This is a genomic window from Methanosarcina sp. DH2 (assembly GCF_020804225.1).
GTDB lineage: Archaea > Halobacteriota > Methanosarcinia > Methanosarcinales > Methanosarcinaceae > Methanosarcina.
The window spans coordinates 1-24240 of record NZ_WJBI01000006.1 but is presented as its reverse complement, the minus strand read 5'-3'; the positions used below and the strand labels follow the sequence as shown (position 1 = coordinate 24240).

The 24240-nt window shown below is 39.7% G+C and carries 19 protein-coding genes; 8 read left to right on the top strand and 11 right to left on the bottom strand.

Annotated features, from left to right (window positions below; all coding sequences use genetic code 11):
- The first annotated feature begins 16 nt into the window (after positions 1-16).
- The 7 genes from FXV91_RS10110 (at position 17) to FXV91_RS10080 (ending at position 7197) form a co-directional block, all read left to right on the top strand.
- The gene (locus FXV91_RS10110; RefSeq protein WP_229390465.1) at positions 17-1327 is read left to right on the top strand and encodes an amino acid permease; all 1311 of its coding nucleotides are present in this window, start codon (positions 17-19) and stop codon (positions 1325-1327) included.
- A gap of 250 nt (positions 1328-1577) precedes the next feature.
- Complete coding sequence (locus FXV91_RS10105) at positions 1578-1964, top strand: SET domain-containing protein (RefSeq protein ID WP_229390464.1); 387 nt, start codon at positions 1578-1580, stop codon at positions 1962-1964.
- 410 nt (positions 1965-2374) lie between these two features.
- The gene (locus FXV91_RS10100) at positions 2375-3193 is read left to right on the top strand and encodes a hypothetical protein (RefSeq protein ID WP_229390463.1); all 819 of its coding nucleotides are present in this window, start codon (positions 2375-2377) and stop codon (positions 3191-3193) included.
- A gap of 681 nt (positions 3194-3874) precedes the next feature.
- On the top strand, positions 3875-4171 hold the full coding sequence (locus tag FXV91_RS10095; RefSeq protein WP_229390462.1) for a hypothetical protein: 297 nt from the start codon (positions 3875-3877) through the stop codon (positions 4169-4171).
- Between the two features lie 336 nt (positions 4172-4507).
- On the top strand, positions 4508-5335 hold the full coding sequence (locus FXV91_RS10090) for a hypothetical protein (protein ID WP_229390461.1): 828 nt from the start codon (positions 4508-4510) through the stop codon (positions 5333-5335).
- Positions 5336-5349: 14 nt separating this feature from the next.
- A complete protein-coding gene (locus FXV91_RS10085; protein ID WP_229390460.1) occupies positions 5350-6030 on the top strand; it encodes a DNA polymerase domain-containing protein in 681 nt (226 codons plus the stop codon).
- Positions 6031-6045: 15 nt separating this feature from the next.
- Positions 6046-7197: a hypothetical protein gene (locus FXV91_RS10080; protein ID WP_229390459.1), complete on the top strand. Its 1152-nt coding sequence runs from the start codon at positions 6046-6048 to the stop codon at positions 7195-7197.
- A 277-nt stretch (positions 7198-7474) separates the two neighbouring features.
- On the opposite strand, the gene FXV91_RS10075 is transcribed toward FXV91_RS10080, so the two are convergent.
- The 6 genes from FXV91_RS10075 to FXV91_RS10050 all read right to left on the bottom strand — a co-directional run bounded on the left by FXV91_RS10075 (position 7475) and on the right by FXV91_RS10050 (position 17426).
- Positions 7475-9139, bottom strand: a complete 1665-nt coding sequence (locus FXV91_RS10075; protein WP_229390458.1) for a hypothetical protein — start codon at positions 9137-9139, stop codon at positions 7475-7477.
- 841 nt (positions 9140-9980) lie between these two features.
- Positions 9981-10541 carry a hypothetical protein gene (locus FXV91_RS10070; protein WP_229390457.1) on the bottom strand — a complete coding sequence of 187 codons (561 nt, stop codon included), beginning with the start codon at positions 10539-10541 and terminating at the stop codon, positions 9981-9983.
- 20 nt (positions 10542-10561) lie between these two features.
- On the bottom strand, positions 10562-11791 hold the full coding sequence (locus tag FXV91_RS10065) for a hypothetical protein (protein WP_229390456.1): 1230 nt from the start codon (positions 11789-11791) through the stop codon (positions 10562-10564).
- A gap of 650 nt (positions 11792-12441) precedes the next feature.
- Positions 12442-12702: a hypothetical protein gene (locus FXV91_RS10060; protein WP_048041448.1), complete on the bottom strand. Its 261-nt coding sequence runs from the start codon at positions 12700-12702 to the stop codon at positions 12442-12444.
- 721 nt (positions 12703-13423) lie between these two features.
- Entirely contained in the window at positions 13424-15781 is a 2358-nt protein-coding gene (locus FXV91_RS10055; RefSeq protein ID WP_229390455.1) for a right-handed parallel beta-helix repeat-containing protein, read from the bottom strand.
- Positions 15782-16961: 1180 nt separating this feature from the next.
- A complete protein-coding gene (locus FXV91_RS10050) occupies positions 16962-17426 on the bottom strand; it encodes a pyridoxamine 5'-phosphate oxidase family protein (protein ID WP_229390454.1) in 465 nt (154 codons plus the stop codon).
- Positions 17427-17932: 506 nt separating this feature from the next.
- Between FXV91_RS10050 and FXV91_RS10045 the strand changes: the two genes are divergently transcribed.
- Positions 17933-19645, top strand: a complete 1713-nt coding sequence (locus FXV91_RS10045) for a thiamine pyrophosphate-binding protein (RefSeq protein WP_229390453.1) — start codon at positions 17933-17935, stop codon at positions 19643-19645.
- 42 nt (positions 19646-19687) lie between these two features.
- Here FXV91_RS10045 and FXV91_RS10040 read toward each other — a convergent pair whose 3' ends face one another.
- The 5 genes from FXV91_RS10040 to FXV91_RS10020 all read right to left on the bottom strand — a co-directional run.
- On the bottom strand, positions 19688-19825 hold the full coding sequence (locus FXV91_RS10040) for a hypothetical protein (RefSeq protein ID WP_229390452.1): 138 nt from the start codon (positions 19823-19825) through the stop codon (positions 19688-19690).
- A gap of 455 nt (positions 19826-20280) precedes the next feature.
- The gene (locus tag FXV91_RS10035; protein ID WP_229390451.1) at positions 20281-21903 is read right to left on the bottom strand and encodes a VWA domain-containing protein; all 1623 of its coding nucleotides are present in this window, start codon (positions 21901-21903) and stop codon (positions 20281-20283) included.
- A gap of 73 nt (positions 21904-21976) precedes the next feature.
- On the bottom strand, positions 21977-22162 hold the full coding sequence (locus FXV91_RS10030; protein ID WP_229390450.1) for a hypothetical protein: 186 nt from the start codon (positions 22160-22162) through the stop codon (positions 21977-21979).
- A gap of 58 nt (positions 22163-22220) precedes the next feature.
- Positions 22221-23864, bottom strand: coding sequence for an AAA family ATPase (locus FXV91_RS10025; RefSeq protein WP_229390449.1), 1644 nt, complete (start codon positions 23862-23864; stop codon positions 22221-22223).
- 191 nt (positions 23865-24055) lie between these two features.
- Positions 24056-24240: hypothetical protein (locus FXV91_RS10020; RefSeq protein ID WP_229390448.1), on the bottom strand; the 185-nt coding region annotated here is incomplete at its 5' end.

Here is a 24240-nt window from a genome sequence, read left to right as displayed (position 1 = left end):
TTATCCTAGAGGAAAAATGAGAAAATTAGAAAAAACAATTACCCTGCGGACAGGTTTGGGACTTGCAATCTGTATGCTTGTAGGAACAGGGATTCTGGCGCTGCCGGGCCTGGCACTTGATGTCGGAAGCGTTCATGAGGCAGTTCTTGGCTGGTTCCTCATCGCTCTTATCGCAATTCCTCTTATCCAGATCTGCGCCCGTCTGGGCCTGAAATTCCCTTCAACTGCAGGGCTTGCAGGTTATGCTGAAGAGGCCGTAGGTCCCTGGGGAGGGTATGCAGTCTCATATCTTGTAGGCGGTTCTTTCTTTTTTGGGCTTCCTGCAGTTGCTCTTATTGGAAGCGAATACATGAGGCAGCTTTTCAGTCTGTCCGAATTAGGTGCAGCTTTTTTTGCAGCCCTTCTTGTAACCTTAATGCTTATCTCAAACCTTGCAGGAATGAGAGCTATTTCCATGATTAACTATGCAGCTCTGACTGTTCTCTTTCTGCTTACAGGACTGCTTATCGCCTTCAACCTTGATTTCTTCGGGTCAGGGCTAGAGGTTGCCGGTGAAGCTCTTAGCGGCAGTGGAAACGTAGACCTGAACAATGTCTGGAAAGTCGCAGCCCTTCTTTTCTGGGCGTTTCTGGGCTGGGAGAACCTGTCTTTTTCCCTCGGAGAAATTAAAGAACCTGAGAAAAACGTGCCTTTGCTTTACTGGCTGAGTTTTGCCCTGGTAACATCTATCTATATCCTCCTTGCCCTTATTACCACAGGAGCGAGTGCAGCAGGTGTCCCTCTTCAAGGAGCTGCCGGACTTTCCGGCCTTGTCCTTTTTACGCCCGGGGGAAGTCTCCTTATATGGCTCATGATAATAGTTATTGCGGCAAACGCCTGCTCGTGGAACTTTACTGCAAGCCGCCTGCTTTTTGCCGGAGGCAGGACAGGTGCTTTCCCTGGTGTTTTTGGAAAGCTTTCAAAGAGGAATATCCCTGTCTCCAGCCTGGTAGGGCTATACATCCTGTCAATTTTCCTTATTCTCGGAAGTTACTTTTTCGAAATCCCGGTATCATCCATGATCCTGCTCGTAAACCAGAACTTTGTTTTCCTCTATGCCTTCATCATTCTCGCCTACTGGAAAACAGAAACTGGCTGGCAGAAATGGGTTTTCTCAGCTCTTGCGCTCCTGTCTCTGAGCTTTCTGGTTTCAGGCTTTACCTGGAAAATCGTTTATCCTGTCTTTCTCATAGGGTTTGGGTATTACAGATTTCTCGGGAGAAAGAGTGCAGATAAAAGTATCGCGTCCAGAAAGAAGGAACTTAAGGTTCGTGAAGACGCACAGTAGCTTTCCTGCCTTACCAGAAATCGAGGAACAGCATTCAGAGTCTCTTTTCAGTCTTCGGGGCAAAATTTTCCTGGACACCTGAAGAATCTGTGAAATTTTTGGAATCTCCTTAAAAATTCCATAAATTCCTCTTAAAAATTCAATAGACTTCCCAATAAAAGTTTTTGGACAGAAACTTTTAAATTACTTGCCTTCTCAAAATAATGCAATAGTTAACAGGCAATTTATAAAAATACAGGAGCCTGATCAAATGTCATTGGTAAGTGTTAAAGACGCACCTGGCAAAGGTAGAGGCGTATTTGCACAGAGAAATCTTAAAAAAGATGAAGTAATAGAAACCTGCCCCGTTATCGTTCTTCCTCCTGAAGAAGTAAATACTCTTGAGCTTACCCAGCTTTATAATTACTATTTCGCATGGGGAACTGATTCAAGAGAAGCCGCGATTGCTCTGGGCTATGGGTCTCTTTATAACCACTCGTATGCCCCAAATGCAAAATACCAGAAAGACTTCAACAACAACCTTTTGAAATATGTCTGTATAAAAGATATCCGAAAAAATGAGGAAATCACCATAAACTATAACTGTGACCCTGAAGACAAAACCCCTGTCTGGTTTGATGTTACAAGCCAGAACTGATTTTCGGGTTTAAATAAAGTATATAAGTTTTCACTTTGTTCGTTAAGCTTAATTTTTTCTTTTTAATTTTCTTTTTTAACTGCATCAAAAGAGGATATTTAACTACTCTCCCTTATTGTTCTCCCGCATTTCAATGAAAATCAATGGGTAAAAGATGATTAAAGTTATACATCATAAATTATCTAATGATTTCTTCTTTAACCAATGCACTTTACTAAATTATATGAGTTTTTAGATTGTTGTCCTGCTAAACCCAATCTTTCACATTTTCCACTTACCTTGATTACCAAATCTAGGGAAGAAATCCATGAAATAACCTTGTAAGTAAAGCTTATAATTGTAGAGACTGTTCAGATATGAAAGGCTAAAAAGACTGTGAATTCTAAATTTTTTGTTTTAGGGGTTAAAAAATGGAAGATATACTTCTCAATATTTTTCGATTAAGCCTGTTCGAAACCCTCTGCGTCACAGGTTCTATAATTCTTATAGGCATGATACTGGGCATTATTGAGAAACGATCCAACTTTTACATCCAGAGTGTTTTCGGCAGGAAAGGAATTATGTTTACAGCCTGGATAGGCACCCCAATCCATGAACTTGGCCACCTGCTGATGTGCTACCTTTTCAGGCACAGAATAAATGAGTTCAAGCTCTTTGACCTGAGAGCCCGGGACGGAGTCCTTGGGTATGTCAACCACAGCTGGAATCCAAAAAGCCTCTACCAGAACATAGGGAACTTTTTCATAGGCATGGGTCCCATATTCAGCGGAACAGCAGCCTTGGTCCTTGGGATGTACCTTTTTCTGCCTGATTCCTTTGCCACCTTTGGAAATTATCTGACCCTTGGCTCCGGTCAGCCTGAACCCTACATGTTAATGAAAATCTTCGCACTCACAGCCCAGCTTTTTGAAAGCATTTTTTCAGCAGAAAGCCTGGCTTCTCCCAATTTCTGGATCTATTTTGCTCTTGCAATCGGCATTTCCTCTCATATAGCCCTGAGTAGAGAAGATCTTAAAGGAGCAGGGAGAGGTCTAGTGACAATATTCACTTTCATTTTACTGGTAAATGTGATTGCCCTGATTCTCAATGTCGATTTCTCAGGCTTTTTCACGGGTATTCTGGCTTTGAATGTCTACCTGCTGGCGTTTTCAATGATTTCGGTTGTTTTTTCTTCGATCAGGTTGATTTTAAGTGCTTTTGCTTATACTCTTGTGTCCAGAATCATCTGATTTACAGCAATTTCCTTCCCACAGTCAGGCGTAAGTTGGAATTTCACCCCTCGCACTCTTAATGGGGGATATATATAACAACAAAAAAGTATACGCCGTTTTGTGAGATTTCTGCACAACCGTTTTTTAGAAAGGTGCCTCAACTAAAATAAAAGATCGTTTCATGGCATCGATTTAATAAAAGAATTGGATCTTTTATACACTGATTTGTATAATGAAAATAATATGAGACTATTTTTTTCTTATTTTTCTTACTCTGATTCTCTTAAGTACGTCCTTTCTTTCAGACTTATTCTCAAAACTCAAAGAGATAAGAATGTGAATAATAGTTATTATTGAATAAAATGGGAATTACTAATTGCTACGTTTTGAAGCGAAATTATATAGAAAGATAAATATTTATAACTACGGAAATTGCTGTGAAATTAGAAAATGTCAAAGACAAAGAATTGGAAAATTTAGCAAGAAAGAGTATAGTTCAAAAGTACCTTATAATAGTAACTTTATTAATATATCCAAAACTAAATTCAATAATAACAAATTTTCTCATTAAATCTGCTTTGCAAGAAAAAAAATCATAATTCATCATGGAATGAAAAAGATATAACAGAAATATTTCGAAAAGTTATATTCTTTCGAAATGTGCTTAATTTATATTGAAATAAGTTAAACACGTAGAAAATGAATAGCTCACTATGGTCAGAAAATATTCTTAATTTAGCTACTTTTTTAACATCAGTTGTATCTTTCTTCACATTAAATGAACTAAAAAAACAAAGAAATTTGGCAAACTCACCCAAACTTCATATTACATCAAAAAATGCTACTATTTTAGCCACAAACACATGGATAGACGAATTAGGGACATCACTTCCAATTTTATGGGAGGGCGAGTTTTTAAAAGAAACAAAACCCCATTTTCCTCCTATGTACTCAATTCCACTAAATTTAATCAACATTGGATCAACTCCCGCTTGACTTACTTGCAAAGTTGAAAGAACAAGCGAAGTTTGCTAATCTAGTACAAAATGGAATATGTGAGTGTTGTGGAGAAACAAACCCTTATGCTCTTCGGATTTTTGAAGATCATCATATTTCAACTGTAGGTTTTTCATCAGAAACCTGTGTACTTTGCCTTAATTGTCATGCTGTTATAACTCAATTACAGAACAGGATACCACCTAAATTTAGGTCAAAACAACTAGATTTGAAATCTCGTATTCCTTACATTTGGCTTACACATTCAGCTCTGAGAAGTAGAATGGCAGAAAAGGAACTGGTATTACTCAATCAGTTCTATTGGGGGGAAAACAGATGGAACACATAGCTCTGAGGGGATTTCCACGCAGAAAGGGCTCGATTATTAAGCCAACAAATAGCAAAATATTTGAGAATCTCTATTTCCCCAGAGTTATTACACTTGATACAGAAACCACAGCGGATGAGTTTCTTAATTTGAAATTTGGCTCTTTCGCCGTACATGAGAATGATATTTTCCTTTATGGAGGTTTATTCTGGGATCATAGGCACGTTACGGAAAAAGAGTATGAAATTCTAAAAAAGTATGCAGAAGAACATAACATACGCTTATTCTCTCTTGAAGAGTTCATCCAAATTTTTTATCTGGATGTCTATGAAAGAAAAACACTCTGTATTGGTTACAATATCAACTTCGATCTGTCAAGGATTATTCTTGACTACGGTCATGGCAGATATTCACGTAAGGATGGTTTTTCCTTTAAACTTACTGAGGATACAACCTATCCGCGTTTACGTATAAAGCATCTAAATGGGAGATCATACAATGTTGAGTTTACCAGAGCAAAGGGCAAATACAGAAAGGAGAGAACCTTTAAGGGCAATTTCCTGGATTTAAGTAATCTTGCCTGTACTTTAACTGACAATAAATCTCTTACACTTGAAAAAGCCTGTGAGATCTTTGATACTCCAATAAAGAAGAAATCAACAGAGAAGCATGGAGTAATAACTCCAGGATATATTGGTTATAATCTTACAGATGTAAAAGCCACTTATGAACTATTCAAAAAAGTAAGACAGGAGTATGAAAGGTATCAGTTAGGCATACCAATGACTGGTATTATTCAGCCGCCAGTCTTGGAAAACAGGCACTTAGTCAGTTAAACATTAAGCCTTTTATGCAACAGAACCCTGATTTCCCTCCTACAATTCTCGGTAGACTCATGAGTGAATACTATGGAGGAAGATGTGAATGCAGAATCAGAAAAACGCCTGTTAAAGTTACAGTTTTAGACTTTTTCAGCATGTACCCAACAGTAACACTTCTTCTTGGTCCCTGGGAATTCACCATTGTAGATAAGATTCAGTACATTGATGACACGGAGAATACTCAACGGTTGATCGAGGAATTCACTTTCGAAGATGCACTCAACCATGATTTTTGGAAACAATTGAATGTCCTGGTTGAAATCGAGCCTGATGAGGACATACTCCCAGTCAGAACGAAATATGCAGATGATGATGGAACATTCAACATCGGAATTAATTATATAACGTTCAATGGATCATTGTATTACTTTCTCTCAGACATTTTAGCCTCAAAGCTGCTTACAGGCAAGCTTCCTAAGATCAAGAAGGCTATCAAGTTCATTCCTGAAGAAATACAGGAAGGGCTTAAAGATTCAGAAATCTATGGAGTCCACGTAAATCCTAAAGAAGACAATCTTATCAAAGTCCTTGTTGAACGCAGGCAGAAAATAAAGGACGAAATGAAGGAAATGTCTAAGGATTCTCATGAATACGATGTTCTGGATTCACAGCAGAAAGCCTTAAAGATTCTCAATAATTCCACCACATAAGGAATCTATATCGAGATGCATCCAAAGAATAAGGAAAAGTTGGATGTGTTTAGTACCATTCAATTCGAGTCTGAAGGCAAATATGAAGAACTTGGTAAATATTTCAATCCTATTATTGGAGCTAGTATTACAGCAGGAGCTAGGTTTTTACTTGCGATTGCAGAGAAGTTTATGATGGACAAAGGAGAAGTACATGCTTACATGGATACAGATTCAATATTTGTTCCTCCATATCTCGCTTATGAATTAAGCCATCTCTTTGATTCTCTGAATCCTTATGATTTCAATAAGCCGATTCTAGAAATAGAAGATGGAATGGAAGATATCTGGTTTTATGGAATCAGTTCTAAAAGATATTGTCTGTTCCAAAGAGATGGAAATAAAATCACAATTCCTGAAGGTAAGAAGCTTTTCTACAAGCTACATGGATTGGGACATATCACAAATCCATTTAGCAGAGAATTAAAGGAAGGGGATAAATGGCATAAGCAGTTCTGGGAAGACATTCTCCAGGTTCATTTTCATCCTGAAGAGTTACCTGATGTATTAGAGAAGTATGAGAATTATGCAGTTATCTCTAAGCTCGCGGTATCGACAGGAATTATCCTGATAAGATTCAAGAAAATGAATAAGGGAAAACCATTTAATGAACAAATTAAACCTTTTAATTTCTTTCTTGTAGGTAATGGTGCAAAAGCTGGCACAGACGTAGAGAAGATTAAGCCTGTTGCTCCTTTCAATACAAATCCACAGATTGTAGTTGAGAAAGAATTCATTGATTACAATACAGGAGATACACTTCAGGGAAGGGAATACTGGAAGCCATTAAGTGATATATTTCTTGATTACATAGACCATCCTGAAGCCAAGTTTGAAGGAGATATTGGAGTCTTACAAAGGAGACATCTGAAGCCTAAAGGATGTGTGTATATCGGAAAAGAAGCAAACAAGATAGAGATGCAGGAGCTTGAGAGCAATAATGTTGAAACGTACCCAGACATTGAAAAGATCAGGGAATTTGTTCTGAATTTAACTCCTGCTAAAGCCAGGGAGATTGGCATAAAATATAGAAAGGCGTTGAGTGATTTGAAAAAAAGAGTGAAGGAAAGGGATTTTAATCTGAATACTCTAGAGATGAGGAAGGTGATGGATTATTTGAGTTATTGATTTATATTCCTTTTTATAAATTTCATATTGAGCTCATCCCAAAGCCTGTTTTATTCTCAATTGTTAGAAATACTCAGAATTGGCTTCATAGCCAAAATTTCGATTAGTTGTTTAAAATACAGATACAAAGAAGCAAATTAAGAGTTTTGGGATAGGCTCAATTAGTAAATACCTTTAGAACAGATGTAGTTTGTGTTTTCATACACTATGACAGCCCACATGCTCCATTTGCTTAAAAATGGCACATGTGAGCTGTCCTTGTGAGACAATCGCGGAATTATTTTTCCGACACAGTTGCTGCATTGATAAATAATTGAGTGGAGGCATCTCTTTCCAGTGAGATAATAATTTCGTTATCTCCTGCTTTCAGCAAGCTTTCATTAATCGTGAACTCCACCGGATGGAAATCACACTTATTATCTCTGGAGCCTTTAACAATAAAATTGCCATTAACTTTAATTGAGAACGGGCAATCTGCCTTGCCGTCTACAAGAGCAGCACACAGCCCCATGGTTAAAGTAACTGGAATCGGAACTGGAATATTCAAGTTTAACTTCATAAATCCGTCATTTTCCAGCAAAGACCATGTATGGAAGTCTTCACGGTATCCTGCTCCTTGATGAGACGTCATTGAGAGCTGCGCAGTTGGTTTCGGGTCTTGTATGGAAAAGTCTATTGTCTGCTCCAGCAACTCACCTATATGTATATTGATGTTGTAAAGACCATCAGAGGCACCACTCAAAGCATCTAAGGCAAAACTAACTGGAATCTTCGAGGAAGTGATTTTAAAGCCTAATGGTTGTTCGTTCCAATGGCATGTATCCCGATAAATTTTTGGGTCTTTTATTCCATTCTCGGCTGCTTGTTGGTTGCTAGAGAAACGGGGACAGTCAAATGCCCACATGAACCCTTCGTTTTTATTTTTCTCTATTGGTATAGCCATTGAACAGCCTTGCGCGAAGGTGTTGTCATTCTCCCAGATGATTACCCCATAATAGCACACAGAATCAAGAGCCTCTACTGGATCAAATCCAGGAGGCGTAACCACATCACCTGGTTTTACCATTTTAGGTAAAGTAAAATTTAACACCTTATTATCACCGTTACCACCACAGATCGTGGCATTCGAGAGATATTGCCCATTGACACTCCAATCATTCGTGTAGTCCCAATTAAAAACCTGCAACCGAATGGTGTATTTTCGGTTCAACCAGTTCCATAAATACGCCAAGCCAATAAACACAACGGCAAATACCAAACAAGATGCCACAGTGGACACCAAAGCGACGGGGATAGCGAATGAGAATGATTCAAAACCGGCTGCAGCAGCAGCTTGAGCCAGAAGTAAAGAGAAACTAGCAATTGCAAAGCCAAGGCCTTCAGCGATGATGCCGGAAACCGCTCTAGCCACAATTAAGGCAATTAATGACTCAGCAACTACAGTAGGCAAGGTCAAATTGTACGATTGGAGACCGAGAACTGAAGTTGATTTAGAGTAAGTGCCAATTTGAACCAAAGCTTGCTGGGTTACGTCGTCAGAGGTGCTTGTACTTACTGTATAAGCCCACATAGATCCTTTATCCGACCAGCTCATATAGAATTCTTTACCATCTTTTTTGACTTTCGTCCAAGCTTTTTCGCCGTTTTTTGAAACATTATCGTATACAGCTTGAAGGTCCTCCTGAGATTGTGTTTCAAATTTTTTGATCGCTGCAAAGTCGTTACGCTGATAAGCCTCCCTCACTTCTTTGGGCACTAACAGCATAGGACTTTTATCTGCACGGACTTCACAATTAGTGGGTTTGGATGAGATATCCAATTTAGAATATTTTGCGCGATATTTTTGTAACTCAAGGTGTGCGGGACCAATAACTTGGACATCACGGAAGAAACTAGGTAAGGATTCAGGGCTAGTAATTAAGATACTTTCCAACTCACTCATAAAAATACCTCCTTGAAATATTTTACACGGGTGCCTCAATTGTGAAGTTTCTCAACGATTTTGTAAATGTTCATTTTTTATTCAATGGACCCGTATTATGACTAATAACTGTCATAGATTATAATACTTTTTAATTATAACTTTTTTAAAAAGGTTGTAATATAGTAACAAAATAATGATACTTAATGAAATAGAAAAATAAAATGGATTATTAAATCTTTTACTACATCATGAAGATAAATTTTGGCGATTAGTTAATTATAAATCTTATTCTACCTAAAATCTAAATTTCTTGTTTCTTATTTGTCTAATATGATCATTACATTTCAACTTTGAATGTTTTCACTCTTTTTATAAGAATTACACTTCATTCATTTTACGTAAAAATTGCAGAAATTTATTTTTTGTTAAGACGACTTCTCTAAATTAACTGTTGTGCATAATATCTGCAAAGAGTACACTATTTTTTAAGCTTTAATTTATAAAAATGAATTAATTTTAGACAGGAAGACTTTTGAAAAACGGTTGTGCGTAAATCTCACAAAACGGCGTATACTTTTTTGTTGTTATATATATCCCCGCACTCTTAATGGGGGATATAGGTAACTCTAAAAAACGCAACGCAAGTGTGAAGAATATGCACAACCGCATTTTTTAGAAAATCGCCCTAACAAAAGGAGTACTCTTCTTTTTACAATTTACCTGAAAAAAGAAGTCAACTTTTCGTATGCTACTATAAGATATTTCTACAGTATTTTTGAGAGTAATTTTAATAAAAACTGTATTGTATTATATATTTTTTCTAATAAGTATCTTTATAAGGATATTTTAAAAAGTATTATTAATCATTATTGGTTTTATCGCTAATATATGATTCTAAACGCATATTTTCATATATCGTTTTTACCATTAACAGAAAAGCTACTTCGAAATTTTTATTTTTGATATAGTTGCACATCGTACAACAAGCTCTTACATTGCCTGGAATATATCCTTGTGAATTATCAATTCTATCTATCCCGTTATAAATCATAACGCCATTTGAGTAGTTGTTTGTTGATTGTAATGGTTTTTTCCCACAATAATGGCAACCAGATAGTACTAATTCTTTAAATTCCTCATCTGTTAATAAAAATTCGCGGTTTGTTTTTTTAGCATTTCTTTTATACGCGCCAAGTAAACTGCCAAACGTTCTCTTACTAACTGAATTAACAATTTTTCCCTTTAAACACCCGCAACTGCTTATATGACCGGCACGTAATTCTGAACGACCCACTATTGTTTCATTTCCGCAATCACATCGGCATTCCCACATAGCGTAGCCGTGTTTATTATTTTCAACACGCTTAATTACAGTTAGCGCCCCAAATCTCTCTCTTGTTAAATCAACAAATTTCGGCATTTATTAGCACCTACTCATATTTACTCATCTATGATTTTAGTTAGTTCACATTCCACATCAAAAGTTCTCGATTTCAGATTTAGATGTTCATATATCGCCTTTATACTCAATAAAAATTCTTTTTCAGAGGCGTTCAACTTTGCGACATTACACCATTTGCAACAAGGTCTTACATTATCTAACGTGTATCCCTTCGAGTTGTCAATTCTATCAATACCAGTGTATTGAATTGCAGTATGTCTGTGACGAGCTACCTGCGACGGCAATCTGCCACAATAATAACAGTTAGATGATATCAATTCTCTAAACTCCTCTTTAGTTAACAGGAATTCGCGTTCTGCTTCTTTAGCGTGTTTTACATACTGAGCAAGTATTCTGTTAAATGTCGTTTCCTTTTTATTTTCTTTCGACGTTCTAGCGTCCTCGCCTTTCTGTAAACAACCACAGCTTCTTACGTGACCACTGCGTAAAGCGTGCACGTATACTACTGTTTCATTACCACATTCGCAGCGACATATCCATTGAGCAGAGTCAGGTTTGCCATTATCATCACGTTTTAATACAGTTAACTTGCCAAATTTTTGCTCTTTCAAATCACCAAATCTTGTACAACCGCAACTCTTTATTGGACTTTTCAATAAGTATTCACGAGATACTATTGCTTCATTCCCACAATCACATCGACATAGAAAACGAGGTTTACCATATTTATTATTTTCAACACGCTTTATTATAATTAAATTACCAAATCTCTCTCCTGTTAAATCTTCCAATTTTTTTGAACAACCACATGTCTGTATGTGACCTGTCTGTAAGTTTGAACCACTTACTATTGTTTCATTTCCACAATCACATCGACAACGCCACATAGTGTTACCAGGTGTATTCTCTTCACGTTCTAGCACAGTTAACTGACCAAATTGTTGACCTATTAAATCAACTGCCTGTATACAGCCACAACTTTTTGTACCACCGCTCCTTAGGCTTCCGCCGCTTGTTATTTTTTCATTCCCACAATCACACTGACATAACCACATAGCTACGCCACTTTTGTTATTTTCAGTGCGTTTAATTACAAGGAGTTTGCCGAATCGCTGTCCTGTCAGATCCACAAATATATTATTATGTGCCATAGTAAGTTTACCGCTCGTTATATTGAATAAGAATCTTGCAACGATATGTGCAAAAGTTACTATAAAATTATGTAAAACTAGCCACGTATTGAAATCTAATAGTTTTATTATTAACATCCTATGCTAATAAAATAAGTAGAAAGTATATATTAATAATATTCTCTTTTTAATCGCCACTAAGCCTTAACCTGACCCTGAAACCAAGTTTTTCCAAGCCTTAACTCTCTCCAATTCTGAACCATTTCACCGAATTTTGCTAAAACCTGTAAAATTAATTTCCAGTTTACAAACCTTTTACAGCTACTCCCTAAGCTGTTTTTACTATTTTACCTGTAAAATTTACACTTTTACATTTTACAGTAAAAGTATACACATTTTACTTTTGACTTGAAACCAACGCTTCCCATTTATTTACCCTTTCCAGAATATGAGCATTAAGGGCAAATAGCTTATCACTCTTGGCATTCTGCTTCATACAGTGCAGTGTTCCTTTAGAAAACCCTGATTTCTTCCAATCAACGTAAGTTTGTATGCGTACCCTGCACGCTAAGGACTGTCCACTACTGCTCGAAAAGAGGAATTGAAATCTTTCCGATTATGCAATTCAAAAGGAATGTTTCTTCCAAAGAAGCAGGGTGATATCTGATAAACAGATTTTGTTTATTAATAGAAATGCATTTTTTAAAACTCTGTTGGAAACATTTCCTTTGCCTGGGAAAATTGGATAAGCTTTTTCAATATATGTTAGGTTTATAATCTCATTTAGATTATTTCAACCCTGGAGATTTTAGGGAAATTCGGAATTCCCAATTTAATTTATTTTTATTTACAGGTAAGAAATTACATCTGACCATCGCTTCTTTAAACTGCTTATTTGTGATAAAGAAACCATCTGGCGTTTGTTCAAAAAGAATTTTAAGTGCATAACTAGTGTAATTTTTATTTGGTGTTTTTTGTGGGAGTATATTTAACATTATCCAATTATCCAGGGCTTTTTTTTCAATGTCGGTTAATTCGTAATCACTCATTTTACTCACTCCTATATTTCATAATTTGTCAATAAAGTACCACTGAGCTGTGCCTTGATTTCCTTTACTTGTGACCCATACATTTGTTAAAAGACCTGAACTAATTCCTAAAATGATACCACCAATAAAAACAATAAGATCTCCATCTGAAAGATCTATTTGAGACACACTTACACCAAATGTGCTTTTAGTTTTTCTTCATGAAATAGGTTTAGGTTTCTTGCCGGCATTACACTTTTGTACATTTAAATTACCTTCCTTTATTATGGGGTTCAGGTCGTTGAGTTTACACAGAGATCACAGATAAAGCCAACCTGGGAGCACATAGGTACGAGCCAATTATAGCCTGATGGTACAAGAACAGGGGGAGAATAGGGTTGGAATCTACCCTCAAATATTGTCTCATTCCACAGGTATCAATGCAATATATTCCTCACCCTTCCCATAATTTCCCTGATACTATTTACAGCTCTTATTTTTGCGAGTTCATTCGAAATATCAAATTTAATTTCAGGATACCTTTGGCTCAGGAAATCAAGAACAGCCTTAGGCTTATGAAATTTTTCTTATCTTCTGGATTAAGTTCAATGAACGCCCCATAACTAAGAGTATTTACAAGGATCTTGATAGCCTGAGCTCTGCTTGATGGATGCTGGAATTCAGGATCATTTTTATCTGATAATCTCACTGTAAGAGGTGCTTTTCCGGATACGGCGGATACTTAGAAAGCAGAGGCAGATGGGTAGCTAATATTACCCATATATATATCAGGGTTATACTGTACATTTCGGTAATCCTGCCACACTATTCTGTCACCAAAGATTGCGGGAAATTCCTGCTCTGATATATTTGTGGTAATCTGAATTTCGCTGGAAGCGGTGATATTATACATATATATATCATCGTTGCCGTTCCGGAAATCATACCATACAATCCTGTCACCATAGATTGCAGAATTATGTGCTCTTCCGCTGGTTGAGATCTGAGTTACCCTGTGAGTGGAGAGATCATATTTAAAAATATCCGAACTTGAGAGATCATACTCATCTGCAAGGCGATAATCCTCCCACACGATCCTATCATCATAGATAGCAGGATTACAGGCTTTTCCGTTTTTAGTGATTTGAGTTACCTTATGAGTGGAAATAGCGTACATGCAGATATCATGGTTTCCTCCATCATGCCTTTCCCATACTATCCGGTCACCGTAGATAGCAGGGTGAATATTATCTGATTTGCCGTTTGTGATCCGGATTTCTTTGCGGGCGGAAATACTGTACATGTAGATATCATGGTTTCCTGCATCGAGCCTTTCTTCCCATACGATTTTGTCACCATAGATAGCAGGGTGAGTGTTATCCGACTCATCGTTTGTAATCCGGGTTTCTGTGCTGGTGGAAATATTGTACATATAGATATCCTGGTTCCCATTGCGCCCGTCTTCCCATACTATTTTATCGCCAAAAATCTCAGGATTTTCCTGCCACGATTCATTAGTAGTGATCCGAGTTTCCTTCGAAGTGGCTATATCGTACATATAAATGTCCCAGCTTGCATTTCCCAGGTCTCCATTTCGATAATCCTGCCACACTATCTTATCACCGTAGATAGAAGGAAATTCCTTGTATGATACGTTGGTGGTGATTTGAGTTTCATTTACGACAGGTGAAACGCTTTGAGCAGGAGCAATGCAAGCGACAATGTTATTGAGTTTTATCGCAATATCCTTTCCAGCATCAACCCATTTTATTCCATCCCAGCGGCCTGTAACCGACAGCAGCTGATAATCATGATTTTTCTGGTCTGCAAGAGAATTAACGTATATATCTGTTGTCGATGTGCAGTTTTTATAATCTCCACGCACATTATTGTAAAGGCTGTTATTTTGCAGCACTAAATCGTATATTTGGGGGAAATTATTTATTGCTGCATATCCTGTCCCGTTCGGATCTATTGTACCCTCTTGAGTGTTTACGATTGTGTTATTGCGCACAATAATCTTGAATAATCCACCTGCCGGAATATACTCCGGAGGGGACGTGAGGTAGATAGCAGCACCATAGCATCTGTCAAATAAGTTATTTTCGATAAGGGTCCCATTGAATCCACTCGCTACAATGCCCCCGATTGAGGTAATACTGGGATTAGTGCCAGTGCTGTAGAAGATATTGTGATGAATATGGACACTTTTTCCCTGATCACCGACGCTAGTGGATTCATCATAATCTGGCATCCAGATCCCAGGTCCAAAACTGTTACAGATAGTATTGTTATACACCTCTACATAGTTGACGATCGCTGTCTGATTTGAGGAATCAGGTCCTTTTTCAATCTGTATTCCCGGACCTCCTGCACTCCAATGGTGGAAGGAGTCGATGACGTTATCGTGGAATTTTACGTGGTTTGAGTTCCATACTCTGAGAGCGCTATTGGTCCTGCAGGTTATTCGGTTGTTCCATGCCTCCACATTTTCACTCCGGAGTACAAACAGACCGTCGTGTCCCAGCTTGTATATGGTGTTGTTGTAAAACTGAATGTTTTTACCCTTGTTTACCCTCAATCCGTCCCCATGCCCATTGTGCATATACATGTCGTATACTTTTACATTATTACAGTAAGTAAAGTACATTACATTGTAGTATCCTCTACCCAACAGAATTTCACGATTGCCCTCATAGTTTCCATCGACCTCAAAGCCCCTTACTGTAATGTTATTTCCTTTGCCGCTCATCTGCTGGATAAGAGGCTTCATCGAAGGCCAGCCTGCGTGGTTAGCAAGTTTTATCACAGCAGTGGAGTCTCCCTCAAGAATTGTATTGTCGCCAATCAGGATACTATCATCAATAACGTAAGTAAAAGGTCCTTTAAGATGGACAGTTGTATATTCACTGTTATTTGCTACAAATTGCAGCGCCTGGTTTATCTGTACCTGATCGCTCTTTCCAGCGCAGTTATAATCTCCGCTGCCGTCCCCTGCAACATAAATTGTTTGCGGAGAACTCATACATAAAGCAGAAGGAACGCATACAAAGATAAAAGAAAATACAAGAAAAGAAGCTACTAATTCTCGTCTGAACATAACGATCACCCGGGCAGGTAATAATAACATTTATTAATAAGTTCTCTATGAAATATTCAGTATTTTTTAGTTTATATTCCAGAAAATATTACATACTATCAGCCACAATAGACTTCAAATCGAATGAATTCATTATCTTGTGTTTCGAATAAACTCCGCTAATTTCCAGAGACTCCTCCACCAACACAAAACTCCTATGTTTGAGCAAAACAAAACTTGAATCATCTGTAACAGTTATTTAGAGTATTATATCATAGCACTCTATGATATTATAAAATTCTTCGCAAATTACTTTTTATCAAGAATTATCCTTGTATCGTGAATTACCGACATGTCTGGCAAAAAAGGCTTCTGCTTCTTTAACATATCTCTAATCTTAATAATTTAGTTTTTAAAGATCCAATAGGTTGTGATCTAATATTCTCAGTTTTAGTAATAATATTTGCAGTTTTAGTATTAATAACGCCGAATGTTTAATTTGAAGTTTCTGATCCGATTATTCTATTCTGATCCGATTATTCTATTCTGATCTGATTATTCTATTTTGAGCTTGTAGGGCTTGTAAAGAGGGGCTTGCGGTCGTGAGGTTGTAAGTGGTTTGTTCAAGCGGACTAATTAAAAATATTCTTACCCGTATAACCATATTCATCATCTTGGGTCGTTCTTGCCACGCTCGACGCAGGAGAGCGGCTTTCAAAGTAAAAAGAAAAGAAAGAATCAAGGCCAAAAAGTGAAAAAGCCAAATACCCTGTCAGGATGCAAATAGGATTAAAACTTCCTAAAAAACATTTCTTTTCCAGCTTCTTCTTTAGTCTCAATTTTCTTTCTTTTTGGGAAGAGCCGCCAGGCAAGCTGGCGGAGGCGCTTGTATTTACCTGGGAATTAAAAAGCGGCTTCCAAGCTTAAGGAAAGTATTTTTTTTAGCCCGTAGACATTTCTTCAGCTTATTGTCTCTCTTTGTTGAGTTGTCGTTTTGTCGGTTGTTTTTTATCTGGCTGGAAAGCCGGCTCAGGCCCAGCGCGGTGCAGGGAGAGAAAACTGAGATATTCTCGATCTAGCCCCGAAGAGGTATGCCAATAATCATATAAGGCAACAAAAGGTTTATTGTTAAATTTTCACGTTTACAGTACTTTACAGTGAACTCCTCATTGAAGACTTTAACAATTAAGAGGAAAGCAAATTAAAATCCACTTTCTTTCCCGGTCATCTTCTCAATCTCAATCCTGATCACACACAGCCTGTTAACCTTCCATGCTTCAAACTCAAACGGCCCCTTTTCTCCGTAATGCTCGGAAAGCACGGTAAGCCCCTCGACTTTCTGATCGTAATCTTCAACAAAATGTGCCTGCCCGTGTCCGATAACACTCCTGTAACGGACATTGTATTTGCAGGGGTCATCAGCGGTGATCACTTCGGTTTCGATGTCGGCTTCGAAGCAGACCCTGGGGTTCTTCCTGATGATGTCGATTTTCTTGCCTGTGGACGAGCCGTGGAGGTAGATTACGTTGTCCTTATAGCCAAAGGACAGGGGAACAAGGTAAGGGCTGCTGGTTTCGGGGTCTGAGAGGGCGAGGCGGATGAACTTTGCGTTTGCGAGGATGGCTTCGATTTGCCGGGGGTTCTGGATCAGTTTCTTGCTTCCCATGCTATTCACCTGAAAGAGATAGTTTGTGAATAATTCTATAACATTTACTAAAATTCTATAACATTTACTAAAATTCTGTAACATTTACTAAACTGATAACTTTTCATTTATATTTAAACATTACATGTAAAACAATGTCAGATAAGATGATACTTGAAAAAAGATCAAACTTGAAAAAAGGCACTTTCAGCTTGTATGGGCATGTTTATTAATAGTTCTTCTGCAACCGGTTTTCAATGACTTACACCCTACGATCCGATGCTGAACAGACAGAAAAACCCATGGCAACCCTTAAGTATAATATTCTCCCTTTACTTTTATAATGTTAAGTTCTACCACAAACTACACGGAATCTAATTTACCTGTATCCGTAGCAGTTGTATTAGTGGTAGTACTATTCGCTTGAGCAAGAAAAAGAAACTATTCTGGCTCAAGTGTGCTGTTTTTGGTTATTATACTGAATAGTGCGTCCTGTGCCAGTTTTGTTTCTTTCCGGGAGTTTTAAGATGAAAGAAATGAATGGAGCAGAAGTCCTGATTAAGTGTCTGGAGGATCTTGGTGTCAAACACATCTTTGGCTATACGGGAGCAGCAATACTTCCGGTATTCCATGCCCTCAGACACAGTGATATTGAGATTATAGTTAATTCCAACGAGCAATCGGCAGCATTCAGCGCAGCAGGTTATTCACGGTCAAGCAACCAGGTAGGTGTAGCCATAGTCACATCCGGACCTGCTATAACTAATACGCTCACCAGCGTTGCCGATGCTTATGGGGACAGCATTCCCCTGCTTGTATTTGCGGGGCAGGTCCCTGAGCATAAGATAGGCACCGATTCCTTCCAGCATATTAACGTCAAAGGTATCTTCAGGGATGCAGCCAAAAAGGTCATACAGCTCTCCAATGATGATGACATAGAAACCATAGTCAAGGATGCCTATTACTTTGCAAAGTCAGGAAAACCCGGACCTATAGTCATAGATTTTCCCCTTGACAAACAGATGAAAAACCATGAGTATCATGGTATGAACATCACAAGGTTCGAGGGAAGTTATCACGATGATAGACATCTGTCTGAAGAACAATGCAATGATTTTTTTAGACTGCTGCTCAACTCCAGAAGACCCCTGCTCTATCTTGGAGGCGGTCTGAACTCGGAGCCCGGAAGCCAGGCTGTCAGGGAATTCAATGAGCTTTTCGGAATACCTTCTGTCAATACGCTCATGGCAAAGGGCGTCGTTGACGAAAGGGATGACCTGAACCTGGGAATGCTGGGAATGTTCGGTACACCTTATGCGAACATGCTCATACAGGAGAACGACTTCTTCTTCGCTATTGGGGTAAGGTGGGATGACCGGGTTGCGGAAAAGGTTGGGTTTGCAATAGGTACTGACATAGCTTACATCGACATCAATCCCGAGAAAATGCATCAGATAAAAATCGAGCGCAGTCCGAAATTCACATTCATAGGGGATGCTGCCACAGCGCTCCGCGACCTGTTGAACTATGCCAGGAAGCATGACATCTGTCTGGATATTCGGGAATGGCAGATGCGTGCAAGAGACCTGAAAAGGTCGTGGCCTCTGGATTACAACAGGACATCCGAATACATACAGGCTGCCGGGGTCATTTCAATGCTTGCAAACTACGTTGACGGAAGCACAAAGATAACCACCGGTGTAGGCAACCATCAGATGCTCGCAGCACAGTACCTGCCAATGCAATGCCCAAAATCTTTCATGACTTCCGGCTCCTTCGGCACAATGGGCTTTTCCATGCCCACAGCAATCGGTGTCCATTATGCGAACCCGCATTCAGGAGTCATAGCAATCGATGGTGACGGCAGTCTGAGGATGAATCTGGGAGAACTGCATACCATCGTATCGCTGGACCTTCCAATCAAGATACTCATGCTGAACAACAGAAGCGATGGTATGGTCCAGAACCTTCAGGATATATCTTATGAAGGAACACGCACAGGAACACAAAGGCCAAAAGATGTGAATTTTGCAGAGATTGCAAGGTCGTTTGGCTTCAGTTATGCGGAGAGGGTAAGCAGCAGAAATGATTTGAAAGAGAAAATGGAAGCATTTATGGATGCAGACGGACCTTGCTTCCTGGAAGCTTGCACGGACAGGGAAGAGATCCTGTATCCGAAGGTCCCGGCAGGGGGATCTTATAAAGATATGGTCCTGGGACCGTACATTAAATCAACCTGACTATCTCAAGAACTATGTTATGGAACATTGAACATATTTATCTTAGCTTGCGGGACCTTCGGCGGTGATAATTTCGGTTTCGATGGTGGCTTCGAAACAGACCCCGGGGTTCTTTTTGAGGACCTCATTTTTCTGCCTTCCCGGGAGATGTGAAGGAATAGCATTGTTCCCTGTAGCCAAAAGCTATGGGGAGGATGTACGGAGTATTGGCATCGGAAAGGACAAGGCGAAGGAACTTTGCTTTTTAAAGGATGTCTTCGATTTGCTAGTCCTGGATAAGTTTCTGGCTTACCATTATTTTCACTTTGAGAAGATTGATTAATTGATTCACCGACTGACTGACGAAGAATACTATAAAAATGGTAATGATAATTATAAATTGATAAAGGACGTTAACCTATTGATAGCTTTTAATTTATTTTAATAACCATATACAAAATGTTCGAGATTAAATGAAACGGTTTTTATAGTTAACAGCTATTAAAGCTAAACTGGAGCAGTAGAATGAGCCCAAAACAACTTATAAGTGCAATTCTGTCCATCGTTATTGTTTTATTGATCGTAATAGGCATATTCATGTATTTGCCTAACCCCTTCATGTAAGCTGCTTTAGCTATCCTCAAAATTCGTTAGTTTTACTGTTTTCCAGTCTCACAATTTACCAGTTTCACTCTTCCACCAGTGCCTTCAGAACCCTGCTCCATCTCCACTATATATGTATAATCCGAAATCTGTGAAAGCCCGCCTGCTCCGCTGCCTCCAATGATAAGCGAGTAGACCTGTGCGTTATACTTCTTTTTTGCCTCTTCCCAGCGAGCCAGAACAAGTTCATCAGAGATTTCTGACTTTCCGTCAGTGATAAAAAGCAGGTCCGCACCCTGAAAGTCCTTTTCCTTAAGGGATTTAAGGCCTGAAGCAAGCGCAGTATTGAAATCCGTCCCGCCGCCAAAAGTATACAGCAAGAAGTTCAGGAACTTTTCTGACATCCTCTTTTTGCTGCTGAGTTCTATTTCCAGATGCTGGCTTGTAGAAGCAAAGAGGATGACCTTCATGTCCCGCTGCTGGGAGAGCATCAGCTTTGCCATGGCAAGCACTGCAGCCTTGGCAAGAGTCTGGGGGGTCCCGTGCATGGAGCCAGAAGTGTCAACGAGCGCAATCATAGGTCCCCTGGGCTTTATACGGGGGGGGCCTGTGTAGTGTTTGCCAAGCAGCTGGTAGCTCAGGAGTTTTCCTTCAAGCATGTCAGCATAGAACTTACGCTTCAGAGCCGGGTTAAGGAGCTTTGCGGCTTCCATGGGCAGCAGGTTATTTATTGAGTCTGAAAAACGCACATTCTGGATCCTGTTTTTTCCAAAAGGAGAGTAGCGTATGCGGGCAGCCGGAGGGTCAAATTCCCGCCTGCCTATAAAATTTACTATTTTCCTGAGGTCAGGATTTTTTTCAAAAAAAGCCGAATAATTTTTCAGCATCTTGAGCTGGACATAAAAAGGCTCTTTTTTAAGCTCTTTTACGGAATAACTCCAGCTCCTGCCAGGGAAAAGAAGTGCAAGGGTATCAAAAAGGTCCAGGTTTTCTTCCATTTCAGAGATAAACTCCTGCATCCTGCAGTACAGCCCTTCCATTATCCCGTCAAGAAAACACTGGCATCCATCCTTCTCCATGAAACTGAAGATAGCTTCATAAAGGTCAGGCTGTCCGGAAATAGGGTTAGAGCCCTGAAAACCCTGTGCAGAAAAATCGTCGGAACTGCTCTCCCGGAGAAGGAAAGTTTGTTTGAGGATTTTTTCGAATTCCCTGAGGATGGCTTCTGTTTCGGCATCAAGTCTTTTCAGTAAACCTGTTTCCAAACCCCTCTCCCGGGCTGCTGAAAAACGTTCCATAAGGTCATAGACTAGAGGAAGAAGAAGCTTCAGGCACGCAATTCCTGCTCCTCTGCTTCTTTTTGCAATCTTCTGAAGTCCGGGCCACGGTCTTGAATTTCTCAGGGTAAGTAAGATCGGGTAAAATGCTCCGAAAAATCTTATGAACCTCTCAGTATCTTTTATTTCGTATGGCTGCCCAAAGAGAATTTCAAGGGCAATCACTTCAGCTATTTTCTCACGCAGATGGCGAGGAATCGTCCGGGGATAAGCAATAGTGCTTCTAAGCTCTCCCTCAAGCAGGAAAGCTGCCTGTCTCTGGACAGAAAGAGAATCATGCCAGAGCCTGTTTCTGGAGAAAAAAGAGTAAGACCCGGGGGCGCTATCCAGACTGTTCAAAAACCCGGCTGAATCTTTCGTATCAACACCTTACCTGTATCAGCACCTGATTCCTACAAATATCCTGTTATTATCAATACCCTATTCTTATCAATCCTATTTTTATCAATCCTATTTTTATCAATCCTATTYTTATCAATCCTATTCTTATCAATCCTATTCTTATCAATCCTATTCTTATCAATCCTATTCTTATCAATCCTATTCTTATCAATCCTGTTATTATCAATCCTATTCTTACCGATCCTATTCTTATCAATACCCGAATCTCACATTTCCAGGCCTGTGTTTACTCATTTGCATCCACTGTGTTTTACTCATCTGAGCTTAAACCTGGACCCGAGTCCTTTCATGAAACAACTGGTGTTGTTGCCAGAATCAGGCGCCTGGACCTTTGCTTCCAGTTTTGCGGCATGAGGACCGGAAGATGATGGTTTTACGGATCTGGGTTCTATAGACCTGTCTTCTCTGTTCTGCAAGCCAAGGAGGTCCCGAATTACGGTTATAAGTTCTTCAGTTCCTGACAGCTGTGTTCTTCCCGCATCATGCAGGAGCAGGGCTTCATTTCTGTCAGCAGTTGAAAGCCAGATATTTGCATCCATAAGGTTTCTGAGCAGCTCTTTTTCTTCCTCAAGCCGCTGTTTTACTCTGTTTACTCTATCAGCCAGGGCTTCAAATTCCTTTTCAAAAACCTCTCTCTGGATTTGAGACAGGGTATTCTTCTTTCCCAAACTCTCATGGAGAGAATCAATTTCCCTTATTAGGTTATCATAAGGATAAATCCTCGAATTTCCTTCCTGCCTGAGAGTATAGCTATGGTTCGGGCAGGCCGTATGGTGGACCTCCAGATTTTCCCTCAACTGAAATTCTTCCCCGCAGCTGTCGCAGACGATTCTAACGGGGAGTTCGTTTTTCAGGGCAATATCAAGGGCTGTTTTCAGGTCCTCAGCGTCCAGGCGAAGTTTTTCTGTATTTGTGCCGCCGGAAACAACGAGCTTAAAAACAGTTTTTCTGATGGTTTCTCGCTCTTCGGGCAGGTTCCAGAGCATGTGCTGGAGCAAAAGAGCCATTGTCCTGTCAACAGTCAGACACCCGCTACTGCAGGCTGCAACCTTCAGGACCTGGACAATCCTTTTCCAGCGCCTGTCCGAGATTTCGATTTCCTGGATCTGAAGGTTCTTTCTGAGTTCCGTGATTATTACTTCGACATCAGGGTCAACGGGCAGGGAATTTGCGCTTTTGCGGAGGCTCTCGATTTGTGAGGCCGGAAGGATTGTAGTGGGTCTGAAGTCCTCAGTTTCTCTGAAAAGGAGGTTTTTAAAGTTCTCATCGTCCTGGATATAGGAGAGCCTGTACCTGAACAGAAAACGGTCATAAAGGGCTTCCAGGCTTTCGTCTTCTTCGGGAAGTTCATTTGAAGCCCCGAAGACCGAGAGAAGCGGCACATCCACAATTTCCCTTCCATTATGATATTTTCTTTCGTTCAGAATAGTAAGGAGGCTGTTGAGGATAGCGCTGCTTGCCTTAAAAATTTCGTCCAGCAAAGCAATATGGGCTGTCGGGAGGCAGCCTTCGATATTTCTCCTGAACTCATCTTCTTCAAGGGCTTTTAGGGAAAGCGGCCCAAAAATCTCTTCAGGGGTAGAAAAGCTTGTCAGGAGGTAATTATAAAAGTTCCCCCCTTCAATCGTCTGGCAGATGCTTCTGGCAAGCTGGGTCTTGGCTGTGCCGGGGGGTCCCAGAAAGAGCAAGTTTTCGCCTGAAAGGACAGCGAGAAGAGAGCCGTTGACCTCACCTTCGCGTTCTTTGAAGTAGTCGGTAAATTCTGATTTGATCTCAAGAAGGGTTTCTTTCAGGTTTGAGCCTCCCGGTTTTTTAACTATAAGGCGGGAAGTCCCCTTCCTCGACACTTCCGGTTTACCGGAAGTGGCAGGTGGGGGATGAAAGCCGTCAACTTCCACACCTTCTGTTTTTATTGAATCTGACGAATTTCTTCTTCCTTGAAACCATATAGTTCTTGTTGCATTGTCACCTCAATCTGAAGCGAGAACCAAGCTAGGAAGTGGGCAAACAGGATGTGACAACTCCCGAAGGGATCGGGAACAAGGCGGGGAAAGCCGCAAGCCGTTGTGCATCTCAAGCATCATCACACTCATATCTTCCACTTTGATTTTTCTTCACCTGCGGAACGCAGGGTAGAGCCTCTGGACTCGCTCTCATTAGAGAGGGGGATGAAGGAAGAGGATCGCTCAGATATTGTTTTTAGGCTGAGTAGTCTCAAGGAAGCCCCTCCCTCAGACGATCCGGTTTGCCGGATTGGACAGGGAGGAGTAGTTC